The 12,850-nt window shown below is 61.0% G+C and carries 11 protein-coding genes and 2 pseudogenes; 3 read left to right on the top strand and 10 right to left on the bottom strand.

What is annotated here, in order from left to right; translation table 11 throughout:
- Window positions 1-117 precede the first annotated feature (117 nt).
- From I8746_RS14240 to I8746_RS27600, 4 genes and pseudogenes are all read right to left on the bottom strand, one after another.
- A complete protein-coding gene (locus I8746_RS14240) occupies window positions 118-741 on the bottom strand; it encodes a GAD-like domain-containing protein (protein ID WP_012051208.1) in 624 nt (207 codons plus the stop codon).
- A gap of 15 nt (window positions 742-756) precedes the next feature.
- The gene (locus I8746_RS14235) at window positions 757-2,094 is read right to left on the bottom strand and encodes a DUF6861 domain-containing protein (protein ID WP_012051207.1); all 1,338 of its coding nucleotides are present in this window, start codon (window positions 2,092-2,094) and stop codon (window positions 757-759) included.
- 225 nt (window positions 2,095-2,319) lie between these two features.
- Window positions 2,320-2,733, bottom strand: a pseudogene (locus I8746_RS27605) (methyl-accepting chemotaxis protein); the annotation flags it as partial.
- A 180-nt stretch (window positions 2,734-2,913) separates the two neighbouring features.
- Window positions 2,914-3,507 (bottom strand): annotated as a pseudogene (locus I8746_RS27600) (PAS domain-containing protein); the annotation flags it as partial.
- Between the two features lie 307 nt (window positions 3,508-3,814).
- Here I8746_RS27600 and I8746_RS14225 point away from each other — a divergent pair.
- Window positions 3,815-5,005 carry a glycosyltransferase family 1 protein gene (locus tag I8746_RS14225; protein ID WP_012051205.1) on the top strand — a complete coding sequence of 397 codons (1,191 nt, stop codon included), beginning with the start codon at window positions 3,815-3,817 and terminating at the stop codon, window positions 5,003-5,005.
- Window positions 5,006-5,069: 64 nt separating this feature from the next.
- Here the strand turns inward: I8746_RS14225 and I8746_RS14220 are convergent, their stop codons facing one another.
- Both I8746_RS14220 and I8746_RS14215 read right to left on the bottom strand, forming a co-directional pair.
- Window positions 5,070-5,552, bottom strand: a complete 483-nt coding sequence (locus I8746_RS14220; protein WP_012051204.1) for a glutathione peroxidase — start codon at window positions 5,550-5,552, stop codon at window positions 5,070-5,072.
- A 145-nt stretch (window positions 5,553-5,697) separates the two neighbouring features.
- Entirely contained in the window at window positions 5,698-6,183 is a 486-nt protein-coding gene (locus I8746_RS14215) for a peptidylprolyl isomerase (protein WP_003247325.1), read from the bottom strand.
- Between I8746_RS14215 and I8746_RS14210 the strand changes: the two genes are divergently transcribed.
- Both I8746_RS14210 and pta read left to right on the top strand, forming a co-directional pair.
- The gene (locus tag I8746_RS14210) at window positions 6,182-6,484 is read left to right on the top strand and encodes a DUF3565 domain-containing protein (RefSeq protein WP_014755346.1); all 303 of its coding nucleotides are present in this window, start codon (window positions 6,182-6,184) and stop codon (window positions 6,482-6,484) included. The two genes, I8746_RS14215 and I8746_RS14210, sit on opposite strands and share 2 nt — an antisense overlap.
- A gap of 31 nt (window positions 6,485-6,515) precedes the next feature.
- Window positions 6,516-8,603, top strand: coding sequence for a phosphate acetyltransferase (pta, locus tag I8746_RS14205; RefSeq protein ID WP_014755345.1), 2,088 nt, complete (start codon window positions 6,516-6,518; stop codon window positions 8,601-8,603).
- 79 nt (window positions 8,604-8,682) lie between these two features.
- Here pta and I8746_RS14200 read toward each other — a convergent pair whose 3' ends face one another.
- From I8746_RS14200 to I8746_RS14185, 4 genes are all read right to left on the bottom strand, one after another.
- Complete coding sequence (locus I8746_RS14200; protein ID WP_003247328.1) at window positions 8,683-9,402, bottom strand: OmpA family protein; 720 nt, start codon at window positions 9,400-9,402, stop codon at window positions 8,683-8,685.
- 109 nt (window positions 9,403-9,511) lie between these two features.
- The gene (locus I8746_RS14195; RefSeq protein WP_004575872.1) at window positions 9,512-10,156 is read right to left on the bottom strand and encodes an MBL fold metallo-hydrolase; all 645 of its coding nucleotides are present in this window, start codon (window positions 10,154-10,156) and stop codon (window positions 9,512-9,514) included.
- A 334-nt stretch (window positions 10,157-10,490) separates the two neighbouring features.
- Complete coding sequence (locus tag I8746_RS14190) at window positions 10,491-11,183, bottom strand: sensor histidine kinase KdpD (RefSeq protein WP_010952009.1); 693 nt, start codon at window positions 11,181-11,183, stop codon at window positions 10,491-10,493.
- On the bottom strand, window positions 11,180-12,787 hold the full coding sequence (locus tag I8746_RS14185; protein ID WP_003247330.1) for a tetratricopeptide repeat-containing response regulator: 1,608 nt from the start codon (window positions 12,785-12,787) through the stop codon (window positions 11,180-11,182). Before I8746_RS14185 ends, I8746_RS14190 begins: the two co-directional genes overlap by 4 nt.
- Window positions 12,788-12,850: the final 63 nt, after the last annotated feature.

Raw genomic sequence — 12,850 nt, 5'->3', positions numbered from 1 at the left:
CAAAACTGCCCCACTACATCCACCACCGGCTGCGCCCCGTCCTGAATCCCTATAATCACGCTGCCAGTCTCGTCGGCCAGCGCCAGCCTTTGCTCAGCCTGGCGGTTGACTGCGGCATTAATCTGGCTGCTCGGAAAAGGAGTAAGGTTGAAGATCTGTCAATTGCGCCAGAAAGATCAAGTGTTCAACAGCGCTGACTTTTTTGAGATGTTGCAGGGAGTCAGCCCCGCCCAGCATGAGCGCGGGGAAAAAGCCGTACATCTCGTCATGTTTAAGTCTACCCAGTTTTTCCTTGGCAGGATTGAAGAGACCGTTGAAATCCATTGACTCCACTTCTCTTGACAAAATAAAGCCTTGAAGCTCAGTATTTAGTTGTTCCTTTGTGAATTCAGTTCGATAAAATATATACTGAGACCCAACGCTTGTTATTTCCAATGAAAATCCAGTTTTTTCTCCCCAAAGGTACAAGTCTCCGAAGGCACTTCTTGCAACCAAATGATAGCTGTCGTGCGAAGCAAGTGCCGTGCCTGCAATCCAGCAGGAAACTACGGCGTCGTATTCTTGCGGATTGACTAGCCAGAATATGCCCTCACCGTAGCCCCCCCACCCATGCTCGGACCAATATTCCAAAAGCTTGGGAGGAAGCTTGTCTCTGTATCTTTCGATTGAGGAGCCAGGTACTTCCCGGCGGTCAATCGGCGGACCGAAATTCTCAATCAAACTGGCAAATACTTTATCCATTTCAAACTTCTCACCTTAGCACTTATGTAATTTGACATTCATGCGGATTGAGCCTCTGGACTCCAGGGATACCCTTTCGGCCGCTTTCTTTAAGTTGGGTATCCTGGTTTTCCATTGGGCGCCTATCACTGAGTTTACCTGGCGGTCCCCAAAGTCCGATATGACGTCTCTACCTCCGGCGACGAGATCCGGATTGTGCAGTGCTGCTGTAATTGACATCCGGTTTCTGGCTTTTTCTATTGCAACCCGTTGCGCTTCAAATGGGCCCATGGTTTTCCTGAGCTCTTTTTCAATTTTTTCCTTGATAAATTCTTGCTCCTTTTTTCTCGCTCTCTGGGCGAGCCCTTTATTGCGCTGATTTGGGTTTTCAACTTTTTCCAAAAATTCTTCAACGGTCATCCAGTTGAGCCCGTCTTCCTGGCCATTCAACTGTCGTTTGAATTCGCCTATTTTGTATTCCGGTACTTTATCAGCTTTGAAACATTCAACGTTATGCAATGCCATCGCGCCCGGATGGGTCTTTGTTGGTGCTTTCCTGGGCTGATTCGGGCTAACGGGCTGCGGATCATCCATCGCCCCCTTGCGCCGCTCCGGCACCTGCAGATCCGGCCGTTTCTTCAACCCCTCTTCATGCTGGAGCATCCATTGCCCCAGCCGCGCGCCTTTGCGGCTGGCCGCCATTTCCTGGGCCAGCACCCGGGCATCGCCGCGCCCGCGGGTGAGGTACGACACAATTGCCCCCAACAACAGCACCACGACTTCCACATGGCCTTGGGCAATCTGATGCGTGGCCCGGGATATCGCATAGGGGTCGTCCCGGCAGAACGGGCCGGTGCCTTCATTGCCGCAGGTGCCTTCCCAGGCGAAGCGGATGCCATCGACGTAGTACTCGCCGATACGCGGCAAGCCCTCGATGAAGAACTCGGCAATGGAAGCCAGCCCCAGCGCGCCAAGGATCCAACCACTGACCTTAAGGCCCATGGCCGCGCCTGCGCCGGCGAACGGAATGGTTCCGGCGCCGCCGGCGAATGCGCCGACCCCTGCGCCAAGCAGGCCACCGGTAACGGTGCTGCCGACGACGATCATCGCCATCTGCTGCACGACCCTCAGCAGTTCGTCGACGATGCTGTTGATGTCGAGGTCGGCGAAGCGCTGGCGTAGCAGGTGCGCCGCCTGCCATTCGGCGTGGTAGAAGGCTGTGCGGACAGCTTCGATCCGGCGCAGGTTGAGGCCCAGTGAGGCGACCTCTTCATTGAGGCTGGTGCGGAACTGGCCACCGCTTGGGTAGCCCACCATGGCGATGACACGTGACTCGATCTCGTGCCAGGAGGGCACGAGGTAATCCAGGTACATGAGGTGTCTCCCTGACAACGTGTGCAGGGGGAAATCCCATCATGGATTCGGATCGGAGGTTTCTGAGTCAGTTGTAGGAAAATGCGACTTCGTTTCCGGCATGCTCGGCGAAGTTCAGCTGTTCAGTTGTTGCTGTGGGTAAGGCTGGAAATTTTTATCGTTCTTGAGATCGAGCGCCGCGCAGGCGAAGCTCGATCCCATGGCCATTACAAACCCCAAGCCATATCAAAGACTCAGCCGGCTGGAAAACTGCCCCACTACGTCCACTACCCGCTTCGCCCCGTCCTGGATCTCGACAATCACGCTGCCCGTCTCATCCGCCAGCGCCAGCCCCTGTTCGGCCTGGCGCTTGCTGGTGTCGATGATCGACACTGCCGCCTGCGCCAGTTGTTCGTTCTGCTGTACCACCCGGGCGATTTCTTCGGTGGCGGTGCTGGTGCGAGAGGCCAGTTGGCGCACTTCGTCGGCAACGACGGCAAAGCCCCGCCCTTGCTCACCGGCACGGGCGGCTTCGATGGCCGCGTTAAGGGCCAACAGGTTGGTCTGCCCGGCAATGTCGCTGATGGTCTTGATGATCGAACCGATCACCCGCGACTGGGTATCCAGCGCCTGGATGCCGTCGGCCGCCTCTTGCATCGAAGCCTCCAGTCCACGCATCACGGTGACAGTCTGGGTGACCACTTCGGTGGCCTTGCGAGCACTGACATCGGTACCCAGCGAGGTGTTGTAGGCGACATCTGCCGCCTCGGCCACTGCCAGCTCCTGATTGACCTGATCGGTGATCACGGTGGCGAACTTGACCACCTTGTACAGCACATCGTGGGCATCGAAGATCGGGTTGTACGAGGCCTCCAGCCAGATCACCCGGCCATGGGCATCAATGCGCTTGAAGCGCTCGGCAACATATTCGCCACGGCGCAGCCGGTCCCAGAACGCTTGGTAGCCAGCCGAGTTGACCTCCTGCGGTTCGCAGAACATGCGGTGGTGCTTACCGCGAATCTGTTCCAGGCGATAGCCGACGGTGGCCAGGAAACGTTCGTTGGCAGTGAGGATGTTGCCGTCGAGGTCGAACTCGATCACCGCAGTAGAGCGCATCAACGCCTTGATCAGGCTTTCGTGCTCGCGTGAGGTCTCGATGGTTCGGGTGAGGTCGCTGGAATGCAGGGTGAAGTACTTGATGCGCCCCTCGCTGTTCTTCACCGGCTGCAGGATCGAGCGCAGCCAGGCTTCCTGACCATTGCCCCGCAGAAGACGGAACGCACCGTTCAGGTGTTCGCCACGGCTGATCGCGCTTTTCATGCGCTGGTAGAAGTCCAGCGACTTTACGTGGGCAGGGACGATGTCCTCGATATTGCGTCCAAGCAATTGTTCGGCACGGTAGAGCATCTCGCTCTCGAAGTTGCCGTTGACCATCTCGATCCGTCCCTGAGGGTCGAGCTGCAGCACCAGCATCTCGCTGTCGAGACTACTCTTGACCTGTTCAATGGACATCAGGTCTTCGCGCAGTTGCCGGATTTCTTGCTTGAGCTTGTTGTTGAACATCACCGCTCTCCTGGAGCGCATCACGTAGTCGAATGCATCTTCATCGGCTGCCGGGGACACCTTCTTGAGTGCTGTGCGAGGAAATATTCATGAAGGCAAACGTGCCAGTGGTCAGGCGTCATCTTTACGTCACAAGGCGGTCACATTAGCGCAACCCGGCAGGTGGAAACTTTTTGTCATGAATACACCCGCCCTACGCATTACCCTGGTCAGCGAAACCTTCCCACCCGAGATCAATGGCGTGGCCAACACCCTTGGCCGCCTCAGTGAAGGGTTGCGCCAACGCGGCCATGAGGTCGAGGTGGTACGCCCGCGCCAGGCCGGCGAAGGGCACGCGCACAACGACCCGCAGCTGATGCTGTGCCGTGGCTGGGCGCTGCCGGGCTACCCGGGTTTGCAGTGGGGCGAGGTGTCGATGCACAAGCTGTTGCGCCGCTGGCGCAGGCAGCGCCCGGATGTACTGTACATCGCCACCGAGGGGCCGCTGGGGCTCAGCGCCCTACGCGCGGCCCGACGCCTGGGGGTGGCGGTGGTCAGTGGCTTCCACACCAACTTCCCGCAGTATTCCGGCCAGTACGGCCTTGGCCTGCTGGCGCGCCTGCTCACTCACTACTTGCGCTGGTTCCATCGGCGCACGGCAATCACCTTGGTGCCGAGTGCCAGCCAGCGCCTGGAGCTGGAGCGTCGCGGTTTCGAACGCCTGGAGTTGCTGGCCCGAGGGGTCGATGCCTGCCTGTTCAATCCGGCCCGGCGCAGCCAGGCCCTGCGCGAAAGCTGGGGGCTAGGCCCGGAGGACATCGCCGTACTGCATGTGGGGCGGCTGGCGGCGGAAAAGAACCTGGGCTTGCTACGGCCTTGCTTCGAGGCATTACGCAAGACGTATCCACAGAAGCGCCTGCGCCTGATCATGGTCGGCGACGGGCCTAAGCGGGCCAGGCTTGAACAAGAGATACCGGACGCCGTGTTTTGCGGCGCCCAGCGCGGTGAACGACTGGCCGAGCACTATGCCAGCGGCGACCTGTTCCTGTTCCCGAGCCTGACCGAAACCTTCGGCAATGTGGTGCTCGAAGCCATGGCCTCAGGGTTGGCGGTGGTTGCTTATGACGAGGCGGCCGCAGCGCAGCATATTCGTCATGGCCACAGTGGCGCGCTGGCCATGCCGGGGGACCAGGCGGCGTTTGTCGACGCTGCTTGCTGGTTACTGGAAGAAGTGGAGACGTTGCGCAGGGTGCGCCTGAATGCGCGACAGCATGCCAGCCGCCAAGGCTGGCCGGCGATTGTCGAGCAGTTCGAGGGGTATCTGGATAGCGCTTGTCGCAATGTCAGTGCTGCGGCTGGGCGTTCGACGCAGTATGTGCAGCGCCTGTGAAAGCGAGCGCCGCGCAGGCGGTGCTCGGCTTCGCAGGTGCCACAATGATCGCGCCCGGCACTATTCAGACCAGTGCTTTTTCAATGGCCTGCACCACTGCCGGGTCATCCGGCGCCGTGCGGGGTGAGAAACGCGCCAGCACCCGGCCATCCTTGCCCACCAGAAACTTCTCGAAATTCCAGGTAATGTCACCGGGGAACTCGGCCCCCTCGCCTGCCAGCAGGCGGTACAACGAATGGCGCTGCGGCCCGTTGACATCCAGCTTGCGCCCCAGCGGGAAGCTGACCCCGTAGTTGAGGCTGCAGAAGTCCTGGATTTCCTTTTCGCTACCCGGTTCCTGCCCGGCAAACTGGTTGCACGGCAGGCCAAGCACATTGAAGCCCTTGTCCTTGTAGATCTGGTAGAGGTTTTCCAGGGCCTTGTATTGCGGCGTCAGGCCACATTTGGAGGCGACGTTGACCACCAGCACCACTTGGCCCTTGAAGGGTGCGAGGGGCAGCTCTCCGCCGTTCAGCGCTTCCAGTTTCAGGTCGTGAAATGCACTCATGATGAAATCCCCTCTCAGGTTCCCGGTTGCCGTGCAGGCGAATTTCGCCCACTAAAAAGGCGCTCGTCCAAACCGTTCACCTCCCGTAGGAAGGCAAATCGGCTTGCCCGAGCGCCTGGCGACTTTCTGAGCTTAGCGCAGAAAATCAGTGGTGATGGCCACCTTCACCGTGGATGTGACGGTGAGCGATTTCTTCGTCGCTGGCGTCACGCACGTTCACAACCTTGACCTGGAAGGTCAGGCGCTGACCGGCCAGTGGGTGGTTGCCATCAACGGTGACGTCGTCGCCGTCGATGTCGCGGATGGTGACGATCTGCATCTGGCCGTCCGGCGCCGAAGCGTGGAACTGCATGCCCACTTCCAGCTCGTCGACACCTTCGAACAGGCTACGGTTCAGGGTGCTGACCAGTTCGGCCAGGTACTCGCCGTAGGCCTCTTCAGGTTCAATGGAAACGTTCAGCTCGTCACCAGCCTGCTTGCCTTCCAGGGCTTTTTCCAGGCCCGGGATGATGTTGCCGGCACCGTGCAGGTAAACCAGCGGCGCGCCACCGGCGGAGCTGTCGATGGTCTCCCCGGCGTCGTTGGTCAGGGTATAGTCGATGGAGACAGCCTTGTTGGCGGCGATCAGCATGGGGCAAGACCTTTTGCAAAAGAATGTAGAGCGGACAAGTGTAACCTTGCCATCGTCCGATTGCGAACGTGGTGCAGACGAGCAACGGCCCATCAGTCGGATCAACGGCTTTCATCAGGACGAAGAAGGCCACTGGGTGGTGGAACTTTCGTGCGGCCATACCCAGCACCTGCGCCACCAGCCGCCGTGGCAGGCACGCCCTTGGGTGCTCGACCCGGCACAACGTGCGCAACACATCGGCCAACCTTTCGCTTGCGGCTGGTGCGCACAAGGGGCCGATAGCGCTACCCTTGACCGTTAATTTCTTGCACCGCTTATTTCGAGAAGCACGCATGCAGACATTTTTCATTGCGCCGACCGACTTTGGTGTCGGCCTGACTTCGATCAGCCTGGGCCTGGTGCGCACCTTGGAGCGTGCCGGCCTGAAGGTCGGCTTTTTCAAGCCTATCGCCCAGCCCCACCCGGGTGACACCGGCCCCGAGCGCTCAACCGAACTGGTCGCCCGCACTCACGGCATCAAGCCACCGGTCCCACTGAGCCTGGCCCACGTCGAGCGCATGCTCGGCGATGGCCAACTGGACGAGCTGCTTGAAGAAATCATCCGCCTCTACCAGCAAGCCTGCGTCGGCAATGACGTGGTTGTGGTCGAGGGAATGGTGCCCACGCGCCACGCCAGCTACGCAGCGCGGGTCAACCTGCACCTGGCCAAGAGCCTGGATGCCGAGGTAATCCTGGTATCGGCCCCGGAAAACGAAGTGCTCAGCGAGCTGTCTGGCCGGGTCGAACTGCAGGCCCAACTGTTTGGCGGCCCACGCGACCCGAAAGTGCTCGGGGTGATCCTCAACAAGGTGCGTACCGACGAGAGCATGGCGGACTTCGCCACCCGCCTGCGCGAGCACTCGCCATTGCTGCGTGGCAATGACTTCCGCCTGCTTGGCTGCATCCCCTACCAGCCCGAGCTGAACGCACCGCGGACACGCGATGTGGCCGAGCTGCTCGGCGCCCAGGTGCTCAATGCTGGCGATTACGAGCAGCGGCGCATGAGCAAGATCATCATCTGTGCACGCACGGTGGCCAACACGGTCCCGCTACTGACCTCGGGTACCCTGGTGGTAACCCCCGGCGACCGCGACGACATCATCCTCGCTGTCAGCCTGGCAGCGATCAATGGCGTGCCCCTGGCCGGCTTGCTGCTGACCAGCGACAGCAAGCCTGACGTGCGTATCCTTGGCCTGTGCCGCGGTGCACTGCAGGCCGGCCTGCCGATCCTTTCGGTCAGCACCGGCTCGTACGACACCGCCAACCAGCTTAACTCGCTGAACCGCGAAATCCCGGTGGACGACCGCGAGCGAGCCGAGTTCATCACCGACTTCGTCGCCAGCCACCTCGACGCGGCCTGGCTGCACCAGCGCTGCGGCACGCCGCGCGAACTGCGCCTGTCACCGGCAGTGTTCCGCTACCAGCTGATCCAACGTGCGCAGCAGGCCAACAAGCGCATCGTCCTGCCAGAAGGCGCCGAGCCACTGTTGGTGCAGGCCGCAGCCATCTGCCAGGCCCGCGGCATCGCCCGCTGTGTGCTGCTGGCCAAACCCGAAGATGTTGACGCCGTGGCCCGCGCCCAGGGCATCACGTTGCCGCCAGGGCTGGAGATTCTCGACCCCGAACTGATTCGCGGGCGCTACGTGGAACCCATGGTCGAGCTGCGCAAAAGCAAGAACCTCAACGCACCGATGGCCGAGCAGCAACTGGAAGACCCCGTGGTGATCGGCACCATGATGCTGGCCCTGGACGAAGTGGACGGCCTGGTCTCGGGCCTGGTGCACTCCACGGCCAACACCATCCGCCCGGCCCTGCAGCTGATCAAGACCGCACCCGGCTCGAGCCTGGTCTCGTCGGTGTTCTTCATGCTGTTCCCCGAGCAGGTGCTGGTGTACGGCGACTGCGTGATGAACCCGCACCCAAGCGCTGCCGAGCTGGCGGAGATTGCCCAGCAGAGTGCCGAATCGGCGCAGGCCTTCGGCATCGCGCCACGGGTGGCGATGATCAGTTATTCAAGCGATTCGGCCAGCGATGAAGAAGTCGAGAAAGTGCGCGAAGCGACACGCCTGGCACAGGACGCGGCCCAGGCGCTACTGATCGATGGGCCGTTGCAGTATGACGCAGCGGCCAACCCGGCAATCGCACGAGAGCTGGCGCCGGCGAGCCCGGTGGCCGGGCGCGCCACGGTGTTCGTGTTCCCCGACCTGAATACCGGCAATACCACGCACAAGGCGGTGCAGCGCAGTGCCGACGGGGTCAGCCTGGGGCCGATGCTGCAGGGTTTGCGCAAGCCGGTGAACGACTTGCCGCGTGGGGCGCAGGTTGACGATATCGTACATACCATTGCCCTGACGGCGATTCAGGCCAGCGTGGCGCGCTAAAAGCAGAGGCTTCTTTGCAAGCTTTGTGGGAGCGGGATTGCCCGCTCCCACAGAGCTGTAAAGCGGCCCTGAAGGTCAATCAGGGATACTGCTGAACCTGACCTTGCTGCTCATACTGCTGACCCGGAATCGGCTTCAGGTTCACTTCCACACGGCGGTTCTGCGCACGACCATTGGCGTCAGCATTGCTGGCGATCGGCTGGTCCGGGCCCATGCCACGGACAGAGATACGCGAGGCATCCACACCCTGCGAAGTCAGGTAGGTGCTGACCGCCTGCGCACGGCGCTGGGACAGGTCCATGTTGTGCTGGCGGCTGCCCGTGCTGTCGGTGAAGCCGACCACTTCGATGGTGTTCTGGTTGAACTGCTTGAACGAGCCAGCCAGGTTGTTCAGCGGCGAGTAGAAGCTTGGGGCGATGTTGGCCGAGTCGGTGGCGAAGGTGATGTTGCCCGGCATGATCAGCTTGATCTGGTCACCCTGACGCTGCACTTCCACACCTGTGTTGGCCATTTGCGCGCGCAGTTCAGCTTCCTGCTTGTCGGCGTAATAACCATAACCGGCTGCAGCGGCACCCACAGCGGCAGCACCGATCAGTGCACCCTTGCCACGGTTGTTGTGGTCGATGGCAGCGCCGGCGATGGCACCGGCCAGCGCCCCCAGGCCGCCGTACTTGGCGGTCTTGCTCATCCCTGTGGAGCCCTGCGCCTGACCCTGGTTGTCGTAGGGGTTCTGGCCGGCACAGCCGGTCATCAGTGCAGCGGCGGTTGCGACGATAATCAGACGACGCATGGTGAACATGGACAAGCTCCTACTGAAATTCATAAATGCGGCAGATCCCAAAGGGTTCTATGCCAGCCTTGGAACGCATCGGCAACGAAAAATTCCATGAAAGTGCCTTCATGTGCCATCAGGCACGCACGAATGGATTTTCCCGCATCTCGTCGCCCAAACGGGTGTCGGGCCCGTGGCCGGTCACCACGATGGCCTCTTCGTCCAGCCGGTACAGCCGCTCTTTGATGGAACGCACGATTGCCCGCTGGTCGCCACCCCACAAATCGGTGCGGCCAATCCCCCGGCGGAACAGGGTGTCACCGGCAATCAACAACTTGGCGTCGGCGAACCAAAAGCTCATCGAGCCCGGGGTATGGCCTGGCGTATGCAACGCCACACCGCAGCCGCAGGCCAGTTCTTCGTCATCGCCCAGCCAGCGGTCCGGTGCCGGTACCGGGGTGTAAGGTACGCCGAACATCTGGCACTGCATCTCAAGGTTGTCCCACAGCATCTGGTCGTCCTTGTGCAGGTGCAGCGTGGCACCCGTCAGCTCCTTGAGCTTGCCTGACGCGAGGAAGTGGTCGAAGTGCGCATGGGTGTGGATGATGCTCACCAGCGTCAGGCCGTGGACCTGCAGGCGGGCAAGGATCTTGTCCACATCACCACCCGGGTCGACGACCATGGCTTTCTTGGTCAGGGGGTCGCCGATCAGCGTGCAGTTGCACTGCAAGGGGCCGACGGGGAAGGTTTCGCGGATGAGGGCAGGCGGGGCTTGGGTCATGGTGTTCTCGCAGGTGAAGCTGGGTTCTGCTGGGAGCCTGACAGGAAAATGGGGTGGGTGCACGAGGTTCATGTCTTGAGCGAAGTGGCGCCTGTGAGCTCGAGCGCCGCCCGCGCGGCGCATCGCAAGCAAGCTCGCTCCTACATTTGTTTCGGGCCAGTTATTCCTGAGGCGGAGGTGCGCGCCACCTTGGCGCCCACCTCGATATTGCGTGGAACAAACAAGGCGGTCGCGCGCGAGGGTGCAGGCAATACTGGCCCGAAACAAATGTAGGAGCGAGCTTGCTCGCGATGCGCCGCGCGGGCGGCGCTCGATCGCCCAGGCACCCAATACCTCAAGGCAAAAACAACCTGAACAACCCGCCCCCAAGCGCCCCGCCGTTGGAGATCTCGATCCGCCCGCGCACCCCGCCGCTTTCATGCAACGCGGCGATCCGCGCCGCAAAATACAACCCAAGGCCGGTACTGCCGCTGGTCGAGTCGATGCCCTGGATGTAATCCTCCTGGCGCTCGAGCATGTGCTTTGGATAACCCGGGCCGTCATCGTTGACGCAAATGGCCAACTGGTTGTCGGCCTCTTCGATGGTGATCAGCAAGGCGTGCCCGGCAAAGCGGGTGGCGTTGGTGATGACGTTGGCGATCACCGAGGCCACCAGTTCGCGGTCGAAGAAACCCAGCGGGTTGTCGGTGTCGATGCGCCAGGTGGCGAGAATGTCGTTGTGCTTGAGTACTTCCTCGTGCGCCGCCAGCTGGGCTTCGATGAAATCATCCAGCTCATGGTAGTCCGGGCATACCGGCAACTGGTTCACACCCAGTTTGTACAAGCCCAGCAACTGCACCAGCATGCCGTTGAGGTGACGAAATTCATGCTCCATGATCCCCTGTTCGGCACCGCCGCGCAGTTCCTCGGGCAAGCGCTCCACCCACTGGCTGTGGGACTGGATCAGCGCCGACAACGAACTTTTGAGGTCGTGCACGGTGGAGGCGATCACCGTGGAAAAATCCAGCCCCTGATTGTCTTGATTCATGCGCCGAACACTCGGATGTGCAGTTTGCGGTAACGGTCATAGCGATTGTCGCTGGCAGGGATACCGGCCACGCTGGTCAAGGCGTCGCGGCACTCCTGCATGATCGCAGGCTGAGGGTTGTCACCGCCGATGCGCAGCAGCGCCTGGGCGGTATTGAGGGCGATGCTGATGTTCTTCGGCTGTAAACCCAATGCCTTTCGGAACAGTTGCAACGCCTCGCCAAGCTGCCCTCCCTGGTAACTGCGCACACCCTGCCGATTGAGGGTGACCGCTTCGGTAATGGCGTTGAGCACGCTGGGGTCATCCGTCAGCTTGCCCACTTTCTCCATGACCTTGGGGTCATCGCCATAACTTTCCACGCAGTTCTTCAGCACGCCGATGGCGGCGGCTTCCTGCCCCATCGCCTGCAGTTGCGCAGCGACCGTCAGGGCCGAATCGACAGAGAAGAACTGGTTCATCTTGTCCAGGCGCTGAATCGCCTGTTCTGTCAGCTTGCCGGCCGTTTCCGGGTCGCCGGCCTGCTGCAGGCTGGCAGCCTTCATCATCCGCGCACGCACCTGCAGGCCTTGGTCTTCGGGGTTTTCCTTGGCCACTTCGCTGAGCGTGGTGTTGATCTCGACCCGGGTACGGGCGTCCAGGCCGAAGCCTGCATTCTTGCTCATCAACGCCTGCACCAGGCCAAGGTTGTTTTCGGCATCCTTGTAGCGCGAACTCTGCCCCTGGTTCACCGCATGGCGGAACGCCTTCGATGCGCTTTCGAAGTCTTCGTTCTCCAGCGCCAGCTTGCCCAGCGTCGACTGCCGACGCACCGACAAAGGCGACAGGCGCACGGCTTCTTCAAGCAAGTTCTGCGCGCGCCGGGTATCACCCTGCGCCACCAGCACCTCGGCCATGCCATCGTAAAGGCCTGGCATGATCGGGAACGCCTTGAGCGCCTGCTCGTATACACCCTGGGCCTGGGCATTCTGACCACGCTTGTGCATCAGTGCGCCCAACGCGGCATATACCCACGGCTGCGGACGGCTGGCCAGGATGGCCTTGAGGAATTTTTCCAGTTCCTCGAAACGGTTGAGGTTGCGCAGGGCATCGGCCCGGTAGCGCAAGCACAAGGGTGCCAGACGCGGATCCTTCTTGCACAGCTCGGCGCAGGCCGCCAGTACTTCGGCCGGACGGTTGCGGTCCAGCGCCTGCAGGATCGGTTTTAGCAACGTCTTGCGCTGGAACAGTTTCTCGACGCGCTGGGCAAGGCCAACCCGGTTGAACGGTTTGGTCAGGTAGGCATCGGGCTCGTGCTCGATGGCGCTAAGGACAATCGCCTGACTGCTCTCGGCAGTGACCATGATGAACACGCACTCATGGCTGATGTGCTTGTCGATGATCAGGTCTTCAAGCACCTGCTGCCCGTTCTTCTTGCCATCGCCCAGATGGAAGTCCTGCAGGATGAAGTCATAGCGCTTCTGCGCGCACATGCGCAGCGCCTGCTCGCCGCTGTCAGCGGTGTCCACGTCGCGCACGCCCAACTCGCGCAACATGGAACGGGTCGACGTACGAAAGTCGGTAAAGTCGTCGACGATCAGAAAGCTCTTTTGCCCGTACTGCAGCATCAACACGACCTGCCTTGGAATGATTGAAAAATCGCGCGAGGCGATGCCACCGATCGCTGTATC

The organism is Pseudomonas sp. USTB-Z (assembly GCF_019691255.1).
Classification (GTDB): domain Bacteria; phylum Pseudomonadota; class Gammaproteobacteria; order Pseudomonadales; family Pseudomonadaceae; genus Aquipseudomonas; species Aquipseudomonas alloputida.
Note: the sequence above shows the minus strand (reverse complement) of the source record. Positions and strands in the feature narration are given on the sequence as shown.

Bases quoted from the DNA above. Each gene is read 5' to 3' on its own strand.
- I8746_RS14240 (WP_012051208.1), bottom strand. From the start codon at position 741: ATGGATAAAGTATTTGCCAGTTTGATTGAGAATTTCGGTCCGCCGATT.
- I8746_RS14235 (WP_012051207.1), bottom strand. From the start codon at position 2,094: ATGTACCTGGATTACCTCGTGCCCTCCTGGCACGAGATCGAGTCACGT.
- I8746_RS14225 (WP_012051205.1), top strand. From the start codon at position 3,815: ATGAATACACCCGCCCTACGCATTACCCTGGTCAGCGAAACCTTCCCA.
- I8746_RS14220 (WP_012051204.1), bottom strand. From the start codon at position 5,552: ATGAGTGCATTTCACGACCTGAAACTGGAAGCGCTGAACGGCGGAGAG.
- I8746_RS14210 (WP_014755346.1), top strand. From the start codon at position 6,182: ATGGGGCAAGACCTTTTGCAAAAGAATGTAGAGCGGACAAGTGTAACC.
- I8746_RS14215 (WP_003247325.1), bottom strand. From the start codon at position 6,183: ATGCTGATCGCCGCCAACAAGGCTGTCTCCATCGACTATACCCTGACC.
- pta (WP_014755345.1), top strand. From the start codon at position 6,516: ATGCAGACATTTTTCATTGCGCCGACCGACTTTGGTGTCGGCCTGACT.
- I8746_RS14200 (WP_003247328.1), bottom strand. From the start codon at position 9,402: ATGTTCACCATGCGTCGTCTGATTATCGTCGCAACCGCCGCTGCACTG.
- I8746_RS14195 (WP_004575872.1), bottom strand. From the start codon at position 10,156: ATGACCCAAGCCCCGCCTGCCCTCATCCGCGAAACCTTCCCCGTCGGC.
- I8746_RS14190 (WP_010952009.1), bottom strand. From the start codon at position 11,183: ATGAATCAAGACAATCAGGGGCTGGATTTTTCCACGGTGATCGCCTCC.
- I8746_RS14185 (WP_003247330.1), bottom strand. From the start codon at position 12,787: ATGCTGCAGTACGGGCAAAAGAGCTTTCTGATCGTCGACGACTTTACC.